This window comes from Bacillus sp. SLBN-46 (assembly GCF_031453555.1).
Classification (GTDB): Bacteria; Bacillota; Bacilli; order Bacillales; family Cytobacillaceae; genus Neobacillus.
This window is the reverse complement of the sequence record NZ_JAVIZM010000001.1, coordinates 2,883,270-2,906,587: the sequence shown is the minus strand read 5'-3', so window position 1 is coordinate 2,906,587 and position 23,318 is coordinate 2,883,270. Positions and strand designations below refer to the sequence as shown.

Below are 23,318 nucleotides of genomic sequence, written 5' to 3'. Positions count from 1 at the left end.
TTTTATGCATGTCCTAGCAACATATTCCTTCATTAAGATATTACATGTTGGTTGTTTTAACTGCAGCCACCTGCGGTCGAAACAGAAGAAATAAGATAAATGCTGCCATGGAAATCACTGCACCTGAAATATATGGGAGACCTATAGAAAGTGAGAACAACCAGCCACCAATCGGCGGTCCCATTATCCGTCCGAGAGAATCGAAGGAAGATAGAAGTCCCGTTGAACTCCCATGGCCAGCAGTAGACATTTTTGTAATTAGTGAAGATACACTCGGACGAATGACCCCATTTCCTAACCCAAAAATGGTTAAAAAGATAGCAGCTGTTGAAAAGTTATGTACTAGTAAAATTAAGCCAAAACCAATGGCTGAAACAATAATTCCACCTTGAATGACCGTGCTTTCTCCGTATTTCTTAGTCAATTTGCCAACTAATCCCCCTTGCACCAAGGCACTGCCAAATCCCATGATCATAAAAATATAACCGAGTTGAGTGCTCTCCAAACCAGCTCTTTTTGCCGCAAAATACGCAAAGGTTGCCTCTAATCCAGATAGAGATAAAGAAATTAGTAATTGAACGAAAAAAAGAACGGAGACTCTCGAGTTAAAAGCTTTCCAAATGGAGTCTCTTTTAACAGTGCTCTTTTTATTTGTAGATTCTTTTAGTAAAAGGAAAACCAGCACCAAAGTAATTAAAGATGATCCACTAGCTAAATAAAAGGGCATACTTAAGCTGATTTTCGAAAAAATTCCGCCTATTGCTGGACCGAAAACAAAGCCCAGGCCAGTGGCAGCTCCCACAATCCCCATACCTTTCCCACGATTTTCTTCTGTTGTAATGTCTGCCACGTATGCCATGGCGGTTGGCATATTAGCAGAGGAGAGAATACCGCCTAAAATTCTTGCTGCAAACAACATCCATAGTTCAGTGGAAACCGCTTGGATAAAGAAAGATAAGGCAAGTCCAGTTATACCAATCATCATTACTGGTTTACGCCCGATCCGATCTGAAACCTGTCCCCATAACGGCGCAAAAATGAGTTGCATAAGTGAATAAACCGCCATCAATAGTCCGAGCTCAGTTGGGCTCGCTCCAATTTCTTCAGCGTAAAAAGGTAAGACCGGGATAATAATACCAAACCCAACCATAACTAAAAACATTACTACAAATAAAATAGGTAAAGCTCCTTTAGTTTGCAAAGGTATTTCACTCCTTAGATGATTTCAACTGTTGTTGTCATATGGTAAATTTCACTATTAATAGAATAATGGAAAGTACAGTGACAATACAACCTTAAAACATTAATTCAAGATTCAGTAAATATAAAGAATTTACAGAATGGGGGGGGAGAGTTAATTGGATTTATATTCATAAAATTATAAATATTTGCTATGATAACAAAGCATATATATTCAGATTGAATACGGGGATGATGAGAATGAAAAAGAAGTGGGAAAAGCAAATTGATCCGAATAATAAGTATGGTGGGGCGTTTATATTAGGTGATCGTGATATAGAATTACCACCTAATGCGGTTGTGTCGGTTACAAGAGGTGAGCAGTTTAACATTCCTCGTCTTATCATCAATGGAATGTTAAACCAAATGATTATGAAGGCAATGAGTAAAAATGAGAATCTCTTGTATGCAGAGTTAAAAGGGCAGCTAGAGGGTGGTGTAGGACAAACGATGACTGTTTGGAAAGCAGGAAAAGAGATGAACTCTTTCCGAACAAGCGGCGTGCATAATTTCTCACGTAAGTTTTTTAGCTGGGTGTTTTATAGTGGGAAGGTTCAATCATACTTTTTTACTTGGAAGTGTAATGGTCGTATACCAACCTATGAGGAAGCCGCTGAAATTGTCACCACCAATGGGAGGCATTTTGACGGAGGAAAGCTTGTTAGAAAAGCACAGCAGCCAAAAGATACGAATAAAAAACCTAGCTAATTATAGTAGGATTGGTTCGCAAATAAAACTTGGATTTACGCAAATAAAAGGGATAGAATCGCAAATAAACCCTGAGTTTTCGCAAATAAAACCAGGAGAATCGCAAATAAAATCTGAGTTTTCGCAAATAAACAATGAATTTAAGTAAATTTTGACCTGAAATTTCACAAATACCTTGAATATAGTAAAGAGGATGCCTGTTTTGGGCATCCTCTTTACCTATTTCACTGCTTTTCTTGTACTTTCTGATGCAAAGTCTGCAATAATGACAAGAATCATATAACAAAGGAGAAGCAGAGTAATTTGAGTATATTGGAAAAAGCTCATTGCCAATTTAAATTCCATACCAAGGCCGCCTGCGCCAACAAATCCAACCACAATGGTTGTTCTCATAATCACTTCCCAGCGATAGAGAATATAGGTAAGAAAGCGAGGTAACACCGTTGGCAGGATTCCATAAAAGAAAATCTGAATCTTGGATGCACCCGAGGATGCTAGATTTCTTATTGGTCGAGGATCCATATCTTCAATAACCTCTGCCCAAAGCTTCCCAAGTATACCAAAATTGTGGAGAGCAAGAGCAATGGCACCCGGCAAGATCCCAGGTTTAAAGATAAAAATAATCATCATGGCCCATACAAGCTCGGGTACGGCTCGTGAAAAGATAAAAGATAGGCGAACCAATCCATAAAGGATCCAATTATACCAGTTATTAGACAACGTAAGACGTCCATTTGCGATATTTCTAGCCGCTGGAATCACAGTTAGAAAGGCTGCAATCGTTGAAAATCCGATGGCCATAATACTCATTTCTAACGTTTCATAGGTTAATTTTAATGCTGATGACCAACTAGCAGCATCTAAGAAAGCTATATCTTCTTGATTTAAACCAATTAATCCACCGAAGAACTTTTTAGCGTATTCTAAATTTTTTTCAGTTAATAGCTCAAATAAATGGGCATTTTCAGCCAAATTAATATATAACCAAGAGCCCACAATTAGCAGAACCGTAAAGAGGGTAGACATCCAGCCATAACTAAAACCACTTCTTTTTTTCCGCTCCGTTAACCCTTTCCGAACAAAACTACTCCAAATATCTACCAGCAGCACCAAAGTAATTAGAAAAAATACATAGGTCCATACTTGATCGTACTTCAAATCAGCCAAAGATAATTGAATCTGGTAGCCCAAGCCACCTAGCCCGACAAAACTCATTATGGCTGATGAACGAATCGAACATTCAAAGCGATACATCGTATAGCTAATCATATCTGCCCAAACTAAAGGTAAATAGCCATAAACTAAGGTTTGTATTCTTGATGCGCCTAAAGATTTCAATGCACGAATCGGGTTTTGTGGCACATCGTTTAACATATCTGCAAATATACGGCCAAGAATCCCTCCGTAAGGAATGGCAAGGGCAAAGATAGCTGCAAACGGTGATAAGCCGACGGCTGCCACAAAAAGCCAAGCCCAGATCAGTTCATGGATAGACCTTGTAAAACCTAATATCCCTCTAAAAAATACCTTTGAAACCATTCGGGAAACTCGGTTTGACGTTAAAGTACCTGATGCCAGAACCCCAACAATAAATGCATAAATAATTGCCAGCGACATTCCAGCAACAGCGTAAGCAAGGGTGATCCAAGATGATTCTAACCCTTTGAGCAGCACCTCCGAAGTCAAATCGGGATGAAGAATGCCTTCAAAAATTTGCATCATGGTGGGAATCCCACCCGCATGAAATAAATCTGCATTCCATTTAATAGAGAAGAGACTCCAAGAGAAAATGGCCACTAACAGTAAAGTGAGGAGGAAGCGGTTATGCACGCGAAAGATGGATCTTTGTTTCGTCATCTTACCCTTGCTCCTTTAACTGATAGAGGTCTTTAAGCAATTCATCAGTCACTTGATCTGTTGGTAAATCAAAAAATATTTCTCCGTTCTTAAGAGAAATAATCCTTGTAAAATACTTTCGCGCATATTCAACAGAATGCAAGCTAGCAATTAATGTTTGCTTTTCCTCAGTTACAATTTTAGTCAGCATAGCTAGAACATCTTCTGCTCGTGCTGGGTCAAGAGAGGCAACCGGTTCATCAGCTAGAATGACTTCTGGCCTTTGAACCAATAATCGCGCCATCGCTACACGCTGTTGTTCGCCTCCAGATAAAGAGGAGGTAATTTCATATACTTTGTCACCTAAGCCGACTCGCTCAAGCGCCCTGATAGCTAGTTCTTTTTCTTGAGGAATAAGTAATGAAAAAAGGGACTTAATAAGGCCCCAGTCACCTAAATTTCCAGCCAAGACATTATGAATAACAGCTAGTGGACCAATTAAATCGAACTGTTGTCGGATCACGCCTACTTTTTTGGACAAGGCTTTCCCATTTTTATAAGTTGCATGAGAACTTCCATCAATTAAAAGTTCTCCGCTTTGAATGGGGACCAATCCTGCTATGGCATTCAGAAGGGTTGTTTTTCCGGCCCCACTTGGTCCAATTAACGCAACTAATTCTCCTTCCTTTATAGAAAAAGAAAGGGAAGATAGGGCTATCTTCCGCTCATAGTGTTTCGATATGTTTTTTGCTTCTATTTTTATATTTGAAGACATCTCAACTACACCTACTACTTAATAATCTGTAATTCTTTTGCAACCTTTTGAATCTTTTTGTAGTTATCGTTTTTCGTTTCAATAAAGTTATCCGTTTGGAAAAAGTCAGTGATGTCTTTTTGTTCAGTTGTAATACCGAGAATGGCATCCTCCACTTTTTTCTTCGAGCCTTTTCCAAAAACTTCATCCACATTGCTATTGATGGTCCAGTTGTAGTCATAGAAAGCAGGGGTTGTATAGAATACTTTTACTTTATTCGTATCCACTTTCCCTTCTTTTACAGCAGCTTGCCAAACAGCCTCATTTAATGCACCAGCTTTATACGTACCAGCTTCAATTAATTTATATGTGGTATCATGTGAACCAGAGAAGTTAGGTTTCCCATCAAAATCTGTATTTGGATCAATTCCTTCTTCTGATATGAAGTAACGTGGCATTAGGTGACCTGAAGTAGAGCTTTCACTGCCGAAAGTGAACGATTTTCCTTTTAAGTCTTCTAGGGACTTAATTCCTGATCCCTCTTGAGTAATAAACACCGAATGAAACTCAGCATCTCTTGGTCTTTGCGCGAATGATTCAGCATCTGGAACAAGGTTTCTAGCTTGTACGCTTGTTAATCCGCCAAACCATGCCATATGAATTTCACCACGTTGAAAGCCAGTAACAAGTGCTGCATAATCAACGGATGGGACAAATTCAACCTTCATCCCCGTTTTTTCGCTTAGGTAATTTGCAACAGCTGTCATCCCTTTTTCTAGGTCAGCAGCGTTTTGGTCGGGAATCGCACCTATTTTAAACACTTCTTTAGTTGTGTTTCCTTTTTTAGTTTCACTTGATTTTTCTTCTTTCTGTCCACATGCAGCTAAAGAAAATAGTAGCAATACAGTAATCATAACAGACAACCATTTTTTCATTAACAAAATCTCCTCGGTTCTTATATATAATAGATATGTCCTTGCCTTTAAAATTATAGAGAAATGCTATTTTAAAATAAATTCATTAAATCGATTTATCCTATCTACATAAATCTATTTAATCGATAGTTAAATGTCGGTTAAATGCTTAAAAAGCCTATGAAAATAGGAAAAATCCCTGCAATAGCGCAGGGGTTTTAAAATATCGTTAAAACGGATAAATGTGACCATTCTTCAACATTCCAAACTTTTGTTTTTCTCGTGTATGAAAGGCCGAAACGAAATAGGAGTTTCTATTTTTATTAGTATTAATGAAGAAGTTTAGACAAGCACCCTTACTTGTACATATACTAGTAAAAAATAAAGGGGGACAAAGGGTGGCGGTCAATCAAGACGGAATTAGTATCGGTACGATTTCTGGCGGTATTGTTAACTTTGGAGGAGCTGTATATATAGCTCCCATTTCGGTAACAAAATCCATAACTGGTTCTGGTGAAGGAAATCAGGGGACAGATGTGTCTAAGAAAACAGTGTCGAATTCTTCGAATCAAAATAGTGTAATGAGTTTAATTGATTTAATAAGGCGGAGCAAAGAGTAGCTCCGCCTATATTTTTTATGTGTAAATTATGATGCTCTTAAACTGGAAGAAGCTTGCTGTTGCTCGGATGGTTTAACTACGTTAAAAATAATGTTTAAAAAGATAGCAGTAAAGCTTCCAGCGACAATTCCATTGTTGGTTAAGATTTTTATGCTTTCTGGAAGGTGGGTAAATAAATCAGGTACAGCAGTTACACCAAGACCCATACCAACTGAGCAAGCAATGATAAGCAGATTTTCTTGTGAAGCAAATTCCACTTTGCTTAGCATTTTAATTCCATAGGCAATTACCATTCCAAACATGGCTACCATTGCCCCACCTAGAACAGGTGTTGGGATCACCGTTGTAAACGCACCTATTTTTGGCACAAAACCAAGAACCACAAGGATTCCACCCATCGTATAGATAACATTTTTCCCTTTTACACCAGATAACTGAACGAGTCCAACGTTCTGGGAATAGGTGGTATACGGGAAGGCATTAAACAAAGCACCAAGTATGCTAGCAATTCCTTCTGCACGATAACCCCTTGATAAATCCTCCTCGGTAAGCTTTTTTCCTGTTATATCACTTAATGCTAAATAGACACCTGTTGACTCTACTAGACTAACAATAGCTACTAATGTCATTGTAATAATCGGTGTTAATTCAAAGGAAGGAGTTCCAAAATAAAAGGGTTTGACCATATGAAACCATGAAGCGTCGGTTACAGCTGCAAAATTCACCTTACCCATTAAAGATGCTGCAATTGTTCCAGCAACTAATCCAAGGAGGATTGAAATAGAGCGGATAAAGCCTTTTGTAAATCTATAAAGTAAAATGATAAATAACAATGTACCGAAAGCAAGACTGATATTTGAGATACTGCCAAAATCAGGGCTCCCTTGGCCCCCAGCCATGTTGTTCATTGCAACTGGAATTAAGGTAATCCCTATGATGGTAACGACTGAACCAGTAACGACAGGAGGGAAGAACTTAATTAATTTACCGAAAAATTGTGAAATGAGAACAACGATTAGACCTGAAATAAGAATAGAGCCGTATATGGAAGATATACCGTATTGGCTGCCAATTGAAATGATGGGTCCGACAGCCGTAAAGGTACACCCTAGAACAATTGGTAAGCCCACACCAAAAAAACGATTCTGCCAAACTTGTAAAATAGTGGCTATACCACACATTAATATGTCGATGGAAACTAAATAGGTTAATTGTTCTCCGGAAAATTTTAGTGCTCCTCCAATAATAAGTGGTACAATCACTGCACCAGCATACATGGCTAACACATGTTGAATTCCTAAAGATGCTATTTTTAAAGGATGTTGTTTCATTTGATATATTCCTCCACTTTTTCATTAATAAATGTAACCTCTCCATTTGTAAGTGAGGCAATTTGGGCTAAAGATTCAACCCTTAAACCAAGATCCTGTAGCTTACGGGAACCGTTTTGGAAGGATTTTTCAATCACAATGCCAATACCAGTAACCTCTGCACCAGTTTGTTGAACGATGTTCACTAAGCCAAGGGCGGCCTCTCCGTTAGCAAGAAAATCATCAATGATCAGTACTTTATCATTTGCATCCACATATTTTTTTGAGACAGATATTTCATTTGTTTCATTTTTTGTAAACGAATAAACACTCGCTGTGAGCAAATCATCTGTAAGGGTTAAAGATTTCTTTTTCCTGGCAAAAACGACAGGGACCATCATATGTAATCCAGCCATGACAGCAGGTGCAATTCCAGACGATTCAATGGTCACGATTTTTGTAATCCCGTTTCCATTAAACCGAGCAGCAAACTCTTTGCCAATCTCGTTCATTAAAGAAGGGTCCAATTGATGATTCAAAAACGAATCTACCTTTAGAACATGTTCATTTAGGACTTTTCCGTCCTTTTTAATTTTTTCCTCTAATAGTTTCATATTTACCTCCTAAAAAATAAAAAGCCCAAAAGTCATGTTCACAACAAAAATGGAGTGAGCAATGACCTTTGGGCTTATATGCCGTAAGGATATAGAAGTATTCGTTTGTATAAACGAACTTCTATTACTCACTCATAGTCAGATTGTTAACGGCAATCTGGTAGAAACTTGCGGGCCATATCCCCGCTATTATATGAGTGATACTTTATTAATTTACTAACATTATAGCATGAGTAAAGTAGAAATCAATCTAATTTTATCTAAAATGCGAATGTTGTGTTTTATATTAGTTCAAACATTCGTCTTTAATCAAGTTTCATATTTATTCCCTCTAAAGATTGAATAACCATTCATTTTCATGTACTATAAAGAAGAGTGTTTTATTCAGAAAATTCTAAATTAGGAGTGAGTGCGATGAATAAAAGTATTCCTGAAAACTGGTGGACACAGCTTAGGCTTCCTGTTATTTCTGCACCAATGTTTTTAGTATCTGGTCCGGACCTTGTTAAAAATTGTTGCTTAAATGGAGTGATTGGTTCTTTTCCTGCTCCCAATGCAAGACCCATCGAGGTACTTGATCAATGGATGGGACAATTAAATGAAGAGCTAGAGGAAGCCCGTGTACAGAATCCTGATCGTAAAATTGCTCCGTGGGCCATGAATATGGTGGTACATAGCACGTATGGCCGGCTTCAGGATGAGTTGGAGCTGATTAAAAAGCATAAGCCACAATTAGTGATTACTTCGTTAGGCAGTCCCAAACATGTAGTCGACATTGTACACGAATACGGTGGTCTTGTATTCTCAGATGTAAGCGATTTAAAATTTGCTAGAAAAGCAGCAGAAACAGGAGTCGATGGTTTAATTTTAGTAGCAAGCGGTGCGGGTGGGCATGCCGGTCAAATTAATAGCTTTGCTTTTGTTGACATGGTAAGAAGTTTTTGGGATGGAATAATCATCCTTGCTGGTTCCATTTCAACAGGTAAAGGAATTTTAGCTGCTCAAGCTGCTGGTGCGGATCTTGCTTATATGGGAACACGCTTCATTGTGGCCACAGAAAGCATGGCAAATGATGAATATAGAGAGATGCTAGTTGAGTCCACACAGGAAGATATTGTTTTAACAGATGCGTTTTCAGGTGTGATGTGTAATATGTTAAAACCTAGTATTGTAAAAGCGGGATTAAACCCTGAACAGCTTGTAAAAAAAGACCAAGTTAACTTTGATAGTATGCAGAGAGAGACGAAATCAAAAGCATGGCGGGATATTTGGTCTGCTGGTCATGGAGTGGGGGCAATTGATAAAATTGAATCAACCGCCGAAATTATTAATCGATTAGAGCTTGAGTATAAAGAGGCTCTCGAAAAAGTGAATCGGAATGCTAGTAAATTAAACGGGGTTCATGTGAATTAATAGGTTCTTAGTGGAATAAATGTAGTATAGAGAAGAGAAGGCTCAATGAGGGTCTTCTCTTCTCTAAAAATACTAACCGGTTAGAATGTAAAAAATTTAAACCAAAGTATTATCTATTCTTATAATATAGGAGAGATGTAAATGGTAGAAAAAACTCACCCTTACTGGCCAACACAATTACCCGCTAAACTAACTTATTTACAGGGAGAAAAGCCCCTCGTTGATTACTTGGAACAACATGCCAAACAGACACCTAATGAAACAGCCTACATTTTTTACGGTACGAGGATTTCTTGGAGTGCACTTTCGAATCAAGTACAGCGATTTGCACACTATTTACATAGGATGGGCGTGAAGAAGGGGAGTTGTGTAGCCCTTTATATGCAAAACTGCCCTCAATATATAATTGCTCATTTTGCTATACAAAAATTAGGCGGAATGGTAGTTCCTTTGAATCCTATGTTTAAAGAGAATGAATTAGCTTACTTTTTAGAAGAAGCACCGATTGAAGGAATCATTTCAGGTTCAGAAGGGTATCCCCTTGTGAAAAAAGCAATAGAAAAAACCCACCCATTACAATTTGTTGTTACCACAAATTATCATGATTTCCTCCCAGAACAGCCCGAATGGAAGTTTCCAGAAGAATTCCTATTACCCAAACAACATTTCACTGAAACAGATGACTTTTGTGAAATTCTCCAAAATGAATCACCCTATGAAGCCAAGGAACCGATTGATCTATGGAGTGATGTTGGCTTAATCGTTTTCACCTCAGGCACAACCGGCAGGCCGAAAGGTGCCATGTTAACCTACGGAAATGCGTTATTTAAAACAGCTGCCTCTATGCAAGCAAATGGAATGGGGGAAAAAGATGTTTTATTAGCTAGTGCCCCGTTATGTCATATTGCTGGTATGGTCATGGGACTTAATAGTCCCGTATACACAGGGCGACCATGTGTATTATTTACTCGTTTTGATCCTCTTGCCACCGTTGAAGCTATTGAAAAAGAACGGATCACATATTGGTATAGCATTGCCCCTATGAATTGGGCCATTTTACAACTTCCAACCATCAAGGAAAGAAATCTTTCCAGTTTAAAAAAGAATTTAGCAACGAGCTTTGGTATCCAAGTGACTGCAGAATTAGCGGATAATTGGCGTACTCTGACAAATGGATGTAGCCTCTTTGAAGCAGCCTATGGCCTTAGTGAGACACACACCTGTGATACCTTTATGCCAAAAGATAAAATTAAGTATGGATCCTGTGGAATTCCCATTTATGAAACACAAATACGGATTTTGAACCTTGAAACAGGCGAGGAACAACCGGCAGGTAAAGAGGGAGAAATTGTTATTAAAAACCCTGGTGTATTTAAAGGGTATTTAAATAGACCTCCTGCTACCTCAGAGACACTGCAGGACGGTTGGGTTCATACAGGAGATATAGGGTATCTTGACGATGAGGGCTATTTATATTTCCTTGGTCGGGTAAAGGAAATGATAAAAAGTTCGGGTTATAGTATTTTTCCTGAGGATGTTGAAGCTCTACTAAACCTCCACCCTGCTATTAGACAATCCGCTGTCATTGGTGTTCCTGATCCTTTAAAAGGTGAAGTGGTGAAAGCGTTTGTTGTTTTACATGATAGAGAAAAAGAGAAACTTACAGCTGAAGACCTTATTGCATGGGCAAAAGAGACGATGGCTGCCTATAAATATCCCCGCTATATAGAAATCATTGATCAACTTCCCGCAACACCTTCTGGGAAGGTACTTCGAAAATTACTAAAAGAGGAGTAGGAGAGCGAAACATGGATACTTTAAAGCAACTTACTAATGATCTGCAGGCAAAGAAAGAAGCCGCTCTTTTAGGTGGAGGACCCGAAAAAATAGCCGCACAACATAATAGAGGACTGCTGACAGCGAGGGAGAGAATAAATAAATTAACGGATGCAGGGACCTTTATGGAGCTCGGCATGCTTAATACTTCTGATGTAAAAGGAACTGAACATAAAAGCTATGGAGATGGACTCATTACAGGTGTAGGTAAAATAAACGGTAGACCTGCGATTATTCAAGCAGGGGACAAGACTGTATTCGCCGGTACAGAAGGCAATGTCCATATTCGTAAATCAAAGAGTATACATGAATTTGCTGTAAAAAACGGCCTGCCGATTTTCTCTCTTCATGAAGGTGGAGGCTTACGGATGCCAGATGGAATGGGGTCTGATGGAATAAGCGATAAATTGTTTCCACGTGAAATGCTTACCCTTCATCGCCAAGTTCCGACCATGACAGCTATTCTTGGTGATAGCTTTGGCGGTCCAACCTGGGCCGCAGTATCTTCTGATTTCGTTACCCAGCTCCAAGGGACATGTATGGCTATTGCAGGGCCACGAATGCTTGAACTTGCAAATGGTCAAAAATTAACTCCGGAGGAATTAGGAGGAGTAGATATTCATCATAAATTTACGGGTCAAATTGATGAGGATGGTAGTACAGAAGATGAATGTATTGAGCAGTTAAAAAACTTCTTTTCATATATGCCACAGCATGCAGGTGAACGGCCGAAAATGAGACAAACGAACGATGATCCCTATCGCCTGGTTGAAGAAGTATTTACTATTTTGCCTCAGCAAAACAATCGTGTATATGATATGAAGAAAATAATTGAAGTGCTCGTTGATGATGGGGTTACCTTTGAGTATCAAAGAAAATTTGGTAAAGGACTCATTACAACTTTTGCTCACTTAAATGGACATTGTGTAGGTATCGTTGCTAACCAGCCAAATCAGTATGCTGGTGCACCAGGACCACAGGAATGTCAAAAGGCAACGGAATTTATTTGTTTATGTGATTCCTACCATATCCCGCTTATTTTCCTGCATGATACACCTGGTTTTCGAATCAGCAGTGAAGCGGAGAAAGCAAAAATGCCGACAAAAATCATGGTTTGGAATCAGGCATTGGCGCTAGCCACTGTACCTAAAATATCCGTTGTGATTCGAAAAAGTATTGGTGCTGCTTACGGGAATATGTGCGGCCCTGGAATGGGAGGAGATTTAGTCGTCGCCTGGCCGACAGCAGAGATTAATTTTACCGGACCAGAAGTTGGAGTCAACGTAGTTTTTGGGAGAGAACTTGCTCGCGCTGAAAATCCAAAAGAGGAAAGGCAGAAGCTATTAGAGTTATGGTCCTTTGACAGCTCACCATATAAAGCTGCAGCCAAGCATTTAATTGATGATGTCATACACCCTAGTGAAACGAGAAAATTTCTCTGTCAATCCCTCGAATATCTGCTGACTTCTAAGCGTGAAAAAAGTGAACGGCTATTGTCGGCGTGGCCAACTGGTATATAAAGTGAAAAGGAACCTGTCCATGATATGGATAGGTTCCTTTTTGTTCAAGGATAAGTCATTTATTTTTTCTTTTTTTGCTCTTTGGCGACCATTTTAATTACTTTATAACCCGGTTTCAATTTGATCTTTTTTGTTTCCTTGTCTGTTACTACTTGGTACATCGTATATTTTCGAGGTACATGTTCTAATCGATCGATTTTCTTAATCGTTTCTTTATGAAAATATTTGTGTATTTTCCTCATTTGCTTTTCTTGATTTTCGCCGTAAAAGAATCCATAGGCAAGCTTGAACAGGAAAATAAACACGAAACCAATAAGAAGTGTATAAATAAGAGAATACAATAATGACAAAGTTGACATCCTTTCTTTGAAACAATCTATTGTTAATTAACTGATTATAACGTAATGGTAGTCGTAATTGAAATGAACAATATTCCAAAGTGTAGGTTTTATGCTTAAATAACTGCTATTTAGATAGGGTATCCTAAAAAAGTATAAAAATATTTTTAGCTTTTGTCCTCTAGGTATGAACAACACATTAATTTTATGATAAAGTATTGGTAGAAATCCTTTGATTACGCTGTTTATCAGCTGTATATTGTCCGTCCTACACGGACAAATGTTTTTTAAGGAAAAAAAATATAACCTACGAACGCAAATAGGGGGAATCGAGCATGTCCAGTACGATTTTGGAGCAATTTTTAAATGAAAATCTAGAGGATTTAAAAGGGAAGGGTTTATACAATGTTATTGACCCACTTGAAAGTCCCAACGGCCCATTAATTAAGATAAATGGCAGAGAGCTTGTCAATCTTTCTTCCAATAACTATTTAGGTTTAGCAACCGATGAACGATTAAAAAAGGCAGCAGCTGATGCAATCGAAAAATTTGGTGTCGGTGCTGGTGCGGTCCGGACCATCAACGGGACACTTAAACTTCATGTTGAATTAGAAGAAAAATTAGCTGAATTCAAGCATACTGAAGCAGCAATTGCTTACCAATCCGGTTTTAACTGTAATATGGCAGCTATTTCTGCTGTAATGGATAAAAATGACGCCATTTTATCTGATGAATTAAACCACGCATCTATTATAGATGGTTGCCGCCTTTCTAGAGCAAAAATTATTCGTGTCAACCACTCTGACATGGAAGACTTACGTGCAAAGGCCAAAGAAGCGAAAGAGTCCGGCCTCTATAATAAAATCATGGTAATTACTGATGGTGTGTTCTCTATGGACGGGGATGTCGCTTTATTACCTGAAATTGTAAAAATTGCAGAAGAATTCGATTTGATTACATATGTAGATGATGCCCATGGCTCCGGTGTCCTTGGTGATGGGGCAGGGACAGTTAAGCATTTTGGCCTTTCTGATAAAATAGATTTCCAAATTGGGACACTATCCAAAGCAATTGGTGTTGTTGGCGGATATGTGGCTGGGAAGAAGAATTTAATTGACTGGTTAAAGGTTCGTAGTCGCCCATTCTTATTCTCTACTTCTCTAACTCCTGCAGATGTTGCTGCAAGTAAGAAGTCCATTGAAATCTTAATGGAAAGTACGGAACTTAACGAAAAGCTTTGGGAAAATGGTAACTATTTGAAAAAAGGGTTAAAAGAATTAGGCTTCAATATCGGCAACAGTGAAACCCCAATCACTCCATGTATCATCGGGGACGAAGCACTTACTCAACAATTCAGCAAACGTCTGAATGAAGAAGGTGTATATGCAAAGGCGATTGTGTTCCCAACTGTACCAAAAGGAACAGGACGTGTTCGCAATATGCCAACTGCTGCCCATACAAAAGAAATGCTTGATCGAGCAATTGCGATTTATGAGAAGGTCGGCAAGGAAATGGGCGTTATTTAATCTATGGGTATGAACGGAACCTTTAGGTATTGGGTGACGTAGCTATAATTGAAGACAGAATTACTTAGCATAAGTGAAGAGGACGGAGAAACAATGAAGCGTATTTTAATTACAGGCGCCTTAGGTCAAATTGGTTCAGAATTAACCTTAAAACTAAGAGACATATACGGAGCAGATAACGTTATTGCTACAGATATCAAGAAGAATGACAGCGAGGCAGCAAATAGCGGACCGTTTGAAACGGTAGATGTAACAGATTTAAACAAAATGGTGGAAACAGCAAAAAAATACAAAGTAGACACAGTGATGCATTTAGCCGCACTTCTTTCAGCAACCGCGGAAGCAAAGCCGGTATTTGCTTGGAACTTGAATATGGGCGGTCTAATGAATGCATTAGAAACAGCTAGAGAGCTTAATGCTCAATTCTTTACTCCAAGTTCTATTGGAGCATTTGGCCCAACTACACCTAAAGACAGTACACCACAGGACACGATTATGCGTCCAACCACCATGTATGGTGTCAATAAGGTAGCAGGAGAATTGTTATCGGATTATTATTATCACAAGTTTGGTGTTGATACTCGTGGCTTACGTTTCCCAGGATTAATTTCTTATGTGGCTCTTCCTGGTGGAGGTACAACGGATTATGCGGTAGAGATCTATTATGAAGCCATTAAAAATGGTAAGTATACTTCCTATATTGATAAAGGCACATATATGGATATGATGTACATGCCTGATGCCTTAAATGCGATTGTTGATTTAATGGAGGCAGATCCTGCGAAGTTGATTCACCGCAATTCATTTAACGTAACAGCAATGAGCTTTGACCCTGAGGAGATCGCAACTAGTATTGCTAAGTATATCCCTGGCTTTGAAATTTCATATAATGTCGACCCAGCCCGTCAAAGTATTGCGGATAGTTGGCCAAATTCGATTGATGCATCAGCTGCTAAAAATGAATGGGGCTTTACTTACGAGTATGATTTAGACAAAATGACACGAGATATGATTGAAAAACTGCGTCAAAAACTGTAAAAGGGGAATCCTGAGTCTAGAATGGCTCAGGATTTTTTTATGAAAAAGAGGATTGGCAATTTTTGAGGGGAATTGGCTCATTTATTTGTAAGTATGGCTAATTTCCAAGTTGTATTGGCTCATTTCTTGCTTTGATTGGCTCATTTTTCTAAGGTATTGGCATTTTTACCATAATTTAGGGTAAATACACGATAAAAAAACAGCGAAGCATAAGCACTTCGCTGTTATCTTTTTACATAAATAAGTTTATCTTTTTTCTCGGTCACTCGACCGATAATGGCTGCATGCGACAAGCCTTTTGCATGAAGATCATCAACATATGTTTGTGCTTCCTCTTCGCCCATTGAAATAAGTAGACCACCAGAGGTAATTGCATCACACAGAACAAGCTGCTCCTCAGGGAGAATTCCTTCCTCATAAACAACATCGTTGATTAACCATTGATGATTTGATTTGGATCCACCTGGTACCACACCCGTCCTTCGCTAACTGCAAAGTACCTTCTAGCATAGGAACCTGATTATTGGCGATTTCAAAGCTCACATCACTTCCGCGAGCCATTTCACTGCCATGACCCAATAGCCCGAAACCGGTAATGTCAGTAACGGAATGCGGCAGATAATTGGTTAGAACCTCTGAAGCAGTCTTATTCAACATCGCCATTGTTTCCGTAACGATTTGTTCTTGCTCAGCTGTAACCACACTTCTTTTGATTCCGGTTGTCAAAATTCCTACACCAATTGGCTTCGTTAATACAAGGACATCGCCAGGTTTAGCTCCGACATTTTTCCAAACCTTATCAGGGTGAACAATTCCAGTAACCGAAAGACCAAATTTAGGTTCTTGGTCATCAATGGAATGACCGCCAACAGTAATAGCACCAGCCTCTTTCACCTTATCAGCAGCACCACGTAGAATCTCGGATAGCATTTCGGCTCCTAGTTTTTTAATAGGAAAACCAACAATATTTAAGACCGTTTTAGGTTGGCCGCCCATGGCATAGACATCGCTTAATGCGTTTGCAGCTGTAATTTGCCCAAACATATAAGGATCATCCACAATAGGGGTAAAATAGTCTACAGTCTGTATAAGTGCAATCGAATCAGTTAACTTATATACTCCAGCGTCATCAGACGTATCCAGCCCCACTAGTAATTCGGGAACAGGTTCTTGTTTAGGTAACAGACGCAAAACTTGCGCCAGGTCCTCAGGACCAATTTTGCAGCCTCAACCAGCTTTTGTTGATAAAGAGGTTAGGCGAATTTTTTCTTGCTCACTCAACATGTCCACCTCCATTCTCATAGTATAACTCTTTGGTGCAAAATCCGCACTTAAAAGAGACAAAAGATTTGCGATGGAATAGGGGATGGGGTAAAATAATTCTACTATATAGATAGAGGAAATGTGGAGGTTTACAAAGATGAAGAACTATCATGTCGTCGTTGAATTTTGTATGCAATGAAACTACGCACCCAAAGCCGCGAGTTTCGCGGAAGAGTTATTTAACCATTTTTATCGAAACATACAAAAGCTTGAATTAATTCCTAGCTCAGGGGGAGCATTTGAAGTAACAGTCGATGGCGAAAAAATATACTCCAAGCTGGAAACAGGAATTTTTCCTGATACAGATGAAATCATTCAAATAATGGAATCTAAATAATAAAGAAGAGGCCGACTCCATGGTTAATGAGTCGGCCTTCTTTATTGACGGTAATTACATTATGTTAACTTATAATTAAAAAATAATGCCTCTTAAAGCTTAAGGCAAGGTAATAAATCTATTTTTCCCAACACCATTCTTTGTCTTTGATATAAAAATCTCTAATATACCATTCGTAAAGGTGGCGAAGACCTCTTGTTTAATCACTAAAAAAGGAAAATCGATACTTCGCAACTTTTTGGATTGGTTTTCTGAAGGGGGATATTTTGTAGCAGTGATACATAATTTACTTTCTTCAATATATACTTTAATCTCTGATGCATCATATTCTGTTAACAGCGCTTCAACAATCCATTCCTTTTCCGTCTCATACAGATCGATTCGGAATTGAGTTTGATCATGATACGATGTTAGCGGATCTAGAAAATAATTTTCCAGCCATTTTTCTACTAACTCATAATCAAAGGATTGATTTTGAGTTTGTCTTTTTTTAGTCATAATTAAACCCCCTTGCTCGTTTCATTTTATTCATTGGTCCTTAAAATGTGAAACTCCTATGGTATAATGGGGCAAAAGATGGATGAATGAAGGAGTTTTTATGGTGAAACAATGGTTACGTTCCATTCCTGCAGTGCATGAACTTCAAAATCATGAGAGGTTTTTACATCTCCTTAAAGTAAGCCAGCTTGATACTAAGCAGCTTACAAAACAATTAAAAGAAGTACTCGATGATATAAGATCTGCTCTAATAAAGGATATATGGCCAGGTTCTATTCCTGGAACAAACTCTTTTAATGATGATTTATTTCTCATTTTGGAAAATAAATTAGACAAACAATTTTCCTATACTATAGAAAAAGTAATTAATGCAACGGGGACTATACTACATACCAATCTTGGCAGGGCAAGGCTAAGTGAGAATGCGATTAATCATGTCGTTGAAACCGCTCGAAATTACTCCAATCTTGAATATAAGTTAAAAGAAGGGGAGAGAGGTTCACGTCACAGTCATGTTGAAGCACTTATTAAGGAAATCACCGGTGCAGAGGCAGCAATGGTTGTAAATAACAATGCGTCTGCTGTTTATCTTGTACTTAGAGCACTAGCGAAAAATAAAGAAGTCATTGTTTCAAGGGGGCAGCTTGTTGAGATTGGCGGATCCTTTAGAATTTCATCTATTATGGAGGAAAGCGGTGCAATCTTAAAAGAAGTAGGGACAACCAATAAGACACATCTTTTTGATTATGAAGATGCTGTTACTTCTGAGACAGCGATCATTATGAAGGTCCATACAAGTAATTTTAAGGTGATTGGCTTTACAAAGGCTGTGGAAACAGAGGAACTTATTGCACTATCTCAGAAACACGATGATGCTATTTTTTATGAGGATTTAGGTAGTGGTGCCCTCTATGACTTCAGAAAACATGGAATTGGAGAAGAGCCAGTAGTAAAAGATGTCATAGAAATGGGGGCAGATCTTGTGACTTTTAGTGGCGATAAGCTTCTTGGTGGTCCGCAAGCAGGAATTATTGCTGGCAAGAAAGAAATCATTGATAAATTGAAGAAACATCAGTTAGCACGGGTGGTTCGAGTCGATAAGATGACGTTAGCAGCGCTTGAGGGAACACTAATTGATTATGCCCGCGGTGAACATGCCTTGCGAAATATTCCGGTCATTCGTGATTTATTAGTTTCTATTCATGAATTAGACGAAAGATGCCATTCTTTTGTTACCAGATTGTTACAAAGGACAAAGAGATATGAGACAAAAATTTTCAAAGACATTAGTCAAGTAGGTGGGGGAACCATGCCTGATGTCGAGTTGCCAACATGGGTAATAGCCCTGAAACATGATACCTTTACAGCCGAACAGCTTGGCAGGAAATTAAGAACGGAATGCAAGCCAGCTATTGTAGGACGAATCCAAAAAGATGAGTTTATAATTGACCTTAGAACCGTAACAGTTGAAGAAGAAAACAACTTATTAGATGCTTTAGTAAATGTGGACCCCTCTTAAAAAAAGAGGGGTTTATTTTATTTATTTACATATCATGATGTGTATTATGTTTTGCACGGGTATGGTTGCGATTCTTAACTTTATGAGAACCGCTTAATGGTTCTGGCTGCCCCGATTGTTTTGGTGCATTTTTTCTCATGTCTTTGCCATCGTTTTTGTTCATTTTTCATCCCTCCTACATATTAGGATGCAAGGATTAAGTCTTTTTATGCTGAATAAATTTTGTTCTTCTGTGCAATTTAACGGTAAACAAAATTAAGGAGTGAAAAAACAATGGAGAAATATCCTTACAACAAGGACAAGCAACAGGCATTTCAGGCAGCACAACAAGGATATGAAGAGGTACAAGGATTTTTTAATCAAATCGTAAATGATAGTGCTAATTATGGCCATCAATTAAAGCATCTAAAAAACGAAGTCAATGAAGCATATCAGCAAATTGAGAATGCTTTGGAGGTTGCATCTGAACACCAACGTGCACAATTAGAGCGATTCCAGCAAGATTTACAAAGTATTGTAGCCGAAGTAAATCAGACTGAATAGGGCATAAAACAAAAAGGGGTCTCGTCCCACTGCTCAGTGGACGAGACCCCTTTTTTTATTGATTTTTCTTACGCTTTTTATTGTTCATCTTTTCTTTTACACTTAATCCTTGCTCACTTGCTAGTTCCTCATTAAACCCTGCACCATTTCCTTGTCCTTTAGCAGCGTTTGCTCCAGGAATTACATGGTTTGATTTGCGCTTTGCCATCTCTCATTCACCTCCTGATATTGTTACTATTTCCTTTAGACCTTGAAAAATGACAATCAATTGGTTTTTTGAGATAATAATAACGAAAAATTTGATTTTCCTGATTTCTGTATTCACTTATGACCCATAAGATTTTCGAAATATTCGGAACAAAATACATAAAAAAACATAAGAAAAACTTATCAATCACAATAACTTTCTTGTTATTTACTTATGTAAAAGGTTGTATTAAGATTAGAATTGTGAGAAAAGTGAAGATGGATGGGAAAATTCAAACTTTTCGACTTTTCATTAAACTTGTATTATGATGACGAACGAGGGGGTTTTTACACATGGTAAAAAATGATGTATTTAATGCGCGTTCTTCCTTTGAAGTAAACGGCAAACGCTACCACTACTACCGTTTAGCAGCATTGGAAGAGGCAGGCATTGGTAACGTTACCAAATTGCCTTATTCTGTAAAAGTATTACTTGAATCTGTTTTACGCCAATATGATGGCCGTGTAATCACAAAAGAGCATGTTGAAAACTTAGCAAAATGGGGAACAGCAGAGCTTAAAGAGGTGGATGTACCATTTAAGCCTTCACGTGTTATCCTCCAAGACTTCACTGGTGTTCCAGCAGTAGTAGACCTTGCTTCTTTAAGAAAAGCAATGGCTGACCTTGGTGGAGATCCAGATAAAATCAACCCTGAAAAAACAGTTGATCTTGTTATTGACCACTCTGTACAAGTTGATGCATATGGTTCAGCTGATTCATTAAAAGTAAACATGGATCTAGAATTCGAACGTAACGCAGAGCGCTACCAATTCTTAAGCTGGGCTCAAAAATCATTCAATAACTACCGTGCAGTTCCACCAGCAACTGGTATCGTTCACCAAGTAAACCTTGAATACTTAGCAGACGTTGTTCATGTTGCTGAAACTGACGGTGAACTTGAAGCATATCCAGATACATTAGTAGGAACTGATTCACATACTACCATGATTAACGGTCTTGGTGTTCTAGGATGGGGCGTAGGTGGTATTGAAGCAGAAGCAGGAATGCTTGGACAGCCTTCATATTTCCCAGTACCTGAAGTTGTTGGTGTTAAGTTAACCGGTGAACTTCCAAACGGTGCTACCGCTACTGACTTAGCATTAAAAGTAACTCAAGTACTTCGCAGTAATGGAGTAGTTGGTAAATTTGTCGAATTCTTTGGACCTGGTGTATCAGTACTTCCACTTGCTGACCGTGCAACTATTGCCAACATGGCCCCTGAATATGGTGCTACTTGCGGTTTCTTCCCGGTTGACGGTGAAGCAATTGAGTACTTACGCTTAACTGGCCGTGAAGAAGAACAAATTCATGTTGTTGAACAGTACTGCAAAGCAAATAGCTTGTTCTTTGATGCATCTTTTGAGCCTGTTTATTCAAATGTGGTTGAAATTGATCTTTCAGTAATTGAACCAAATCTTTCTGGTCCTAAGCGTCCACAAGATTTGATTCCACTTTCAAAAATGAAAGAGGAGTTCACTAAAGCTATTTCTGCACCACAAGGAAACCAAGGTTTCGGTTTACAAGCTGACGAACTTGCAAAAGAAGCAACAATTAAATTTAATAACGGTGATGAAGCTGCCATCAAAACAGGTGCTGTTGCGATTGCTTCTATCACTAGCTGTACAAATACTTCCAACCCATATGTTCTTGTTGGAGCAGGACTTGTTGCGAAGAAGGCAGTTGAGCTAGGAATGGAAGTTCCTAAGTTTGTAAAAACTTCTTTAGCACCAGGTTCAAAGGTTGTAACTGGATACCTTCGTGATTCAGGATTACTTCCATATTTAGAACAAATCGGCTTCAACCTTGTTGGTTACGGCTGTACAACATGTATCGGTAACTCCGGTCCATTAAAGGAAGAAATTGAAAAAACTATCGCTGAAAATGATCTTTTAGTTACATCTGTTCTTTCAGGTAACCGTAACTTTGAAGGCCGTATTCACCCGCTTGTAAAAGCTAACTACCTTGCTTCACCACCACTTGTGGTTGCATATGCCCTTGCTGGTACAGTGAATATTGATTTCGGCTCTGAAGCAATTGGTAAAGATAAAGACGGTAACGATGTATTCTTCAAGGATATTTGGCCATCAACTGCTGAAGTAAATGATGTTGTTAAACGTACGGTCACTCCTGAATTATTCCGTAGAGAATACGAGAATGTGTTCGGTGATAACGAACGTTGGAACGAAATTAAAACTAGCAATGAGCCATTATACACTTGGGATGAAGATTCAACTTATATTGCTAACCCACCATTCTTTGAAGGTTTATCACCAGAACCAGGTACGGTTGAACCTTTAGCAGGACTTCGTGTAGTTGGTAAGTTCGGTGACTCTGTTACAACGGACCACATTTCACCTGCAGGAGCAATTGGTAAAAATACTCCAGCTGGTAAATACCTATTAGAAAAAGGCGTTCAACCTCGTGACTTTAACTCATACGGCTCTCGTCGTGGTAACCACGAAGTTATGATGCGTGGAACGTTCGCGAACATTCGTATCCGTAACCAAATCGCTCCTGGTACAGAAGGTGGTTTCACAACTTACTGGCCAACAGGTGAAGTTACTTCCATTTACGATGCTTGCATGAAGTACAAAGAAAATGGCACTGGACTAATGGTTCTTGCTGGTAAAGATTACGGAATGGGCTCATCTCGTGACTGGGCTGCTAAAGGAACAAACCTTTTAGGTATTAAAACTGTTCTTGCAGAAAGCTTCGAGCGTATCCACCGTTCAAACCTAGTATTAATGGGTGTTCTTCCACTTCAATTCAAGGATGGCGATAGTGCTGAAACTCTTGGATTAACTGGTAAAGAGACATTTGAAGTACAAGTAGACGAAAATGTAAGACCACGTGATCTTCTAAAAGTTACAGCTACTGACGAAGCTGGTAACAAGAAAGAATTCGAAGTTCTTGTTCGTTTCGATTCTGAAGTTGAAATTGACTACTACCGTCACGGTGGAATTCTACCAATGGTTCTACGTGAAAAATTACAAGCTTAATTTGATAAACACCATGCCAGCTGGCATGGTGTTTTTTTAAGAAAGGATTTTGCGCGACCTGCTAATGAAATGTTTGACAATTTAAATGGTCGTCAAATAAAATAAAACTATCAAACGAAAAGGAATGATTAAGTACCGATGAAGTTATAATCTTATTTTTCAGTACATGATTCGAAAAACGAAAAA

Annotated in this window: 21 protein-coding genes, 1 pseudogene and 1 riboswitch; of the genes and pseudogenes, 11 read left to right on the top strand and 11 right to left on the bottom strand. The window is 38.6% G+C overall.

Translation table 11 applies throughout. The features are described 5' to 3' along the window. Positions 1–40 precede the first annotated feature (40 nt). On the bottom strand, positions 41–1,201 hold the full coding sequence (locus QFZ87_RS14940) for an MFS transporter (RefSeq protein ID WP_309862708.1): 1,161 nt from the start codon (positions 1,199–1,201) through the stop codon (positions 41–43). Between the two features lie 239 nt (positions 1,202–1,440). On the opposite strand from QFZ87_RS14940, the gene QFZ87_RS14935 reads away from it, so the two are divergent. Then, positions 1,441–1,947, top strand: coding sequence for a hypothetical protein (locus QFZ87_RS14935; RefSeq protein WP_309862707.1), 507 nt, complete (start codon positions 1,441–1,443; stop codon positions 1,945–1,947). Positions 1,948–2,166: 219 nt separating this feature from the next. Here QFZ87_RS14935 and QFZ87_RS14930 read toward each other — a convergent pair whose 3' ends face one another. The 3 genes from QFZ87_RS14930 to QFZ87_RS14920 are packed head-to-tail and all read right to left on the bottom strand — an operon-like array spanning position 2,167 to position 5,472. Continuing rightward, entirely contained in the window at positions 2,167–3,804 is a 1,638-nt protein-coding gene (locus QFZ87_RS14930; RefSeq protein WP_309862705.1) for a PhnE/PtxC family ABC transporter permease, read from the bottom strand. 1 nt (position 3,805) lies between these two features. Next, positions 3,806–4,558: a phosphonate ABC transporter ATP-binding protein gene (locus QFZ87_RS14925; protein ID WP_309862702.1), complete on the bottom strand. Its 753-nt coding sequence runs from the start codon at positions 4,556–4,558 to the stop codon at positions 3,806–3,808. Positions 4,559–4,572: 14 nt separating this feature from the next. Beyond that, a complete protein-coding gene (locus QFZ87_RS14920) occupies positions 4,573–5,472 on the bottom strand; it encodes a putative selenate ABC transporter substrate-binding protein (RefSeq protein ID WP_309862700.1) in 900 nt (299 codons plus the stop codon). Positions 5,473–5,849: 377 nt separating this feature from the next. Between QFZ87_RS14920 and QFZ87_RS14915 the strand changes: the two genes are divergently transcribed. Beyond that, positions 5,850–6,071, top strand: coding sequence for a spore germination protein (locus QFZ87_RS14915; protein ID WP_309862696.1), 222 nt, complete (start codon positions 5,850–5,852; stop codon positions 6,069–6,071). A 26-nt stretch (positions 6,072–6,097) separates the two neighbouring features. On the opposite strand, the gene QFZ87_RS14910 is transcribed toward QFZ87_RS14915, so the two are convergent. Together QFZ87_RS14910 and QFZ87_RS14905 are read right to left on the bottom strand one after the other, a co-directional pair. After that, entirely contained in the window at positions 6,098–7,402 is a 1,305-nt protein-coding gene (locus QFZ87_RS14910; protein WP_309862693.1) for a nucleobase:cation symporter-2 family protein, read from the bottom strand. Next, a complete protein-coding gene (locus QFZ87_RS14905) occupies positions 7,399–7,995 on the bottom strand; it encodes a xanthine phosphoribosyltransferase (protein ID WP_309862691.1) in 597 nt (198 codons plus the stop codon). Before QFZ87_RS14905 ends, QFZ87_RS14910 begins: the two co-directional genes overlap by 4 nt. A 115-nt stretch (positions 7,996–8,110) precedes the next feature. Next, positions 8,111–8,212: riboswitch (purine riboswitch) on the bottom strand. A gap of 197 nt (positions 8,213–8,409) precedes the next feature. Here QFZ87_RS14905 and QFZ87_RS14900 point away from each other — a divergent pair. The 3 genes from QFZ87_RS14900 to QFZ87_RS14890 all read left to right on the top strand — a co-directional run bounded on the left by QFZ87_RS14900 (position 8,410) and on the right by QFZ87_RS14890 (position 12,764). After that, complete coding sequence (locus QFZ87_RS14900; RefSeq protein WP_309862688.1) at positions 8,410–9,408, top strand: NAD(P)H-dependent flavin oxidoreductase; 999 nt, start codon at positions 8,410–8,412, stop codon at positions 9,406–9,408. Positions 9,409–9,549: 141 nt separating this feature from the next. Continuing rightward, on the top strand, positions 9,550–11,205 hold the full coding sequence (locus QFZ87_RS14895; protein ID WP_309862686.1) for a class I adenylate-forming enzyme family protein: 1,656 nt from the start codon (positions 9,550–9,552) through the stop codon (positions 11,203–11,205). Positions 11,206–11,216: 11 nt separating this feature from the next. Further along, the gene (locus tag QFZ87_RS14890) at positions 11,217–12,764 is read left to right on the top strand and encodes an acyl-CoA carboxylase subunit beta (protein ID WP_309862683.1); all 1,548 of its coding nucleotides are present in this window, start codon (positions 11,217–11,219) and stop codon (positions 12,762–12,764) included. A gap of 59 nt (positions 12,765–12,823) precedes the next feature. Here the strand turns inward: QFZ87_RS14890 and QFZ87_RS14885 are convergent, their stop codons facing one another. Further along, positions 12,824–13,114: a hypothetical protein gene (locus QFZ87_RS14885; RefSeq protein ID WP_309862680.1), complete on the bottom strand. Its 291-nt coding sequence runs from the start codon at positions 13,112–13,114 to the stop codon at positions 12,824–12,826. Positions 13,115–13,437: 323 nt separating this feature from the next. On the opposite strand from QFZ87_RS14885, the gene QFZ87_RS14880 reads away from it, so the two are divergent. Together QFZ87_RS14880 and QFZ87_RS14875 are read left to right on the top strand one after the other, a co-directional pair. Next, complete coding sequence (locus QFZ87_RS14880; protein WP_309862678.1) at positions 13,438–14,628, top strand: glycine C-acetyltransferase; 1,191 nt, start codon at positions 13,438–13,440, stop codon at positions 14,626–14,628. A gap of 93 nt (positions 14,629–14,721) precedes the next feature. Then, the gene (locus QFZ87_RS14875) at positions 14,722–15,666 is read left to right on the top strand and encodes an L-threonine 3-dehydrogenase (RefSeq protein ID WP_309862676.1); all 945 of its coding nucleotides are present in this window, start codon (positions 14,722–14,724) and stop codon (positions 15,664–15,666) included. 224 nt (positions 15,667–15,890) lie between these two features. Here the strand turns inward: QFZ87_RS14875 and selD are convergent. After that, a pseudogene (gene selD / locus QFZ87_RS14870) lies at positions 15,891–16,950 on the bottom strand (selenide, water dikinase SelD). 136 nt (positions 16,951–17,086) lie between these two features. Between selD and QFZ87_RS24955 the strand changes: the two are divergent. After that, positions 17,087–17,326, top strand: a complete 240-nt coding sequence (locus QFZ87_RS24955; RefSeq protein WP_396133925.1) for an Rdx family protein — start codon at positions 17,087–17,089, stop codon at positions 17,324–17,326. A 99-nt stretch (positions 17,327–17,425) separates the two neighbouring features. On the opposite strand, the gene QFZ87_RS14865 is transcribed toward QFZ87_RS24955, so the two are convergent. Beyond that, positions 17,426–17,824 carry an Hsp20/alpha crystallin family protein gene (locus QFZ87_RS14865; protein ID WP_309862673.1) on the bottom strand — a complete coding sequence of 133 codons (399 nt, stop codon included), beginning with the start codon at positions 17,822–17,824 and terminating at the stop codon, positions 17,426–17,428. A gap of 103 nt (positions 17,825–17,927) precedes the next feature. Between QFZ87_RS14865 and selA the strand changes: the two genes are divergently transcribed. After that, positions 17,928–19,343: an L-seryl-tRNA(Sec) selenium transferase gene (gene selA / locus QFZ87_RS14860; protein ID WP_309867900.1), complete on the top strand. Its 1,416-nt coding sequence runs from the start codon at positions 17,928–17,930 to the stop codon at positions 19,341–19,343. Positions 19,344–19,368: 25 nt separating this feature from the next. On the opposite strand, the gene QFZ87_RS14855 is transcribed toward selA, so the two are convergent. Then, positions 19,369–19,506 carry a small acid-soluble spore protein P gene (locus QFZ87_RS14855; protein ID WP_088087701.1) on the bottom strand — a complete coding sequence of 46 codons (138 nt, stop codon included), beginning with the start codon at positions 19,504–19,506 and terminating at the stop codon, positions 19,369–19,371. Between the two features lie 110 nt (positions 19,507–19,616). Between QFZ87_RS14855 and QFZ87_RS14850 the strand changes: the two genes are divergently transcribed. After that, a complete protein-coding gene (locus QFZ87_RS14850) occupies positions 19,617–19,886 on the top strand; it encodes a hypothetical protein (protein WP_307290814.1) in 270 nt (89 codons plus the stop codon). Positions 19,887–19,941: 55 nt separating this feature from the next. On the opposite strand, the gene sspO is transcribed toward QFZ87_RS14850, so the two are convergent. After that, positions 19,942–20,094 (bottom strand): small acid-soluble spore protein O, encoded by a 153-nt coding sequence (gene sspO, locus QFZ87_RS14845; RefSeq protein WP_307287702.1) that lies wholly within the window; start codon positions 20,092–20,094, stop codon positions 19,942–19,944. Positions 20,095–20,426: 332 nt separating this feature from the next. Here sspO and acnA point away from each other — a divergent pair, with 332 nt between their 5' ends. Beyond that, complete coding sequence (gene acnA / locus QFZ87_RS14840) at positions 20,427–23,132, top strand: aconitate hydratase AcnA (protein WP_309862657.1); 2,706 nt, start codon at positions 20,427–20,429, stop codon at positions 23,130–23,132. Positions 23,133–23,318: the final 186 nt, after the last annotated feature.

Excerpts from the sequence above, each read along its gene's own strand:
- QFZ87_RS14925 (WP_309862702.1), bottom strand. The coding sequence starts at position 4,558 with ATGTCTTCAAATATAAAAATAGAAGCAAAAAACATATCGAAACACTAT.
- QFZ87_RS14855 (WP_088087701.1), bottom strand. The coding sequence starts at position 19,506 with ATGAACAAAAACGATGGCAAAGACATGAGAAAAAATGCACCAAAACAA.
- sspO (WP_307287702.1), bottom strand. The coding sequence starts at position 20,094 with ATGGCAAAGCGCAAATCAAACCATGTAATTCCTGGAGCAAACGCTGCT.
- acnA (WP_309862657.1), top strand. The coding sequence starts at position 20,427 with ATGGTAAAAAATGATGTATTTAATGCGCGTTCTTCCTTTGAAGTAAAC.
- QFZ87_RS14920 (WP_309862700.1), bottom strand. The coding sequence starts at position 5,472 with ATGAAAAAATGGTTGTCTGTTATGATTACTGTATTGCTACTATTTTCT.
- QFZ87_RS14910 (WP_309862693.1), bottom strand. The coding sequence starts at position 7,402 with ATGAAACAACATCCTTTAAAAATAGCATCTTTAGGAATTCAACATGTG.
- QFZ87_RS14865 (WP_309862673.1), bottom strand. The coding sequence starts at position 17,824 with ATGACTAAAAAAAGACAAACTCAAAATCAATCCTTTGATTATGAGTTA.
- QFZ87_RS14880 (WP_309862678.1), top strand. The coding sequence starts at position 13,438 with ATGTCCAGTACGATTTTGGAGCAATTTTTAAATGAAAATCTAGAGGAT.
- QFZ87_RS14895 (WP_309862686.1), top strand. The coding sequence starts at position 9,550 with ATGGTAGAAAAAACTCACCCTTACTGGCCAACACAATTACCCGCTAAA.
- QFZ87_RS14890 (WP_309862683.1), top strand. The coding sequence starts at position 11,217 with ATGGATACTTTAAAGCAACTTACTAATGATCTGCAGGCAAAGAAAGAA.
- QFZ87_RS14935 (WP_309862707.1), top strand. The coding sequence starts at position 1,441 with ATGAAAAAGAAGTGGGAAAAGCAAATTGATCCGAATAATAAGTATGGT.
- QFZ87_RS14900 (WP_309862688.1), top strand. The coding sequence starts at position 8,410 with ATGAATAAAAGTATTCCTGAAAACTGGTGGACACAGCTTAGGCTTCCT.
- QFZ87_RS14875 (WP_309862676.1), top strand. The coding sequence starts at position 14,722 with ATGAAGCGTATTTTAATTACAGGCGCCTTAGGTCAAATTGGTTCAGAA.
- QFZ87_RS14850 (WP_307290814.1), top strand. The coding sequence starts at position 19,617 with ATGGAGAAATATCCTTACAACAAGGACAAGCAACAGGCATTTCAGGCA.
- QFZ87_RS14905 (WP_309862691.1), bottom strand. The coding sequence starts at position 7,995 with ATGAAACTATTAGAGGAAAAAATTAAAAAGGACGGAAAAGTCCTAAAT.
- QFZ87_RS14930 (WP_309862705.1), bottom strand. The coding sequence starts at position 3,804 with ATGACGAAACAAAGATCCATCTTTCGCGTGCATAACCGCTTCCTCCTC.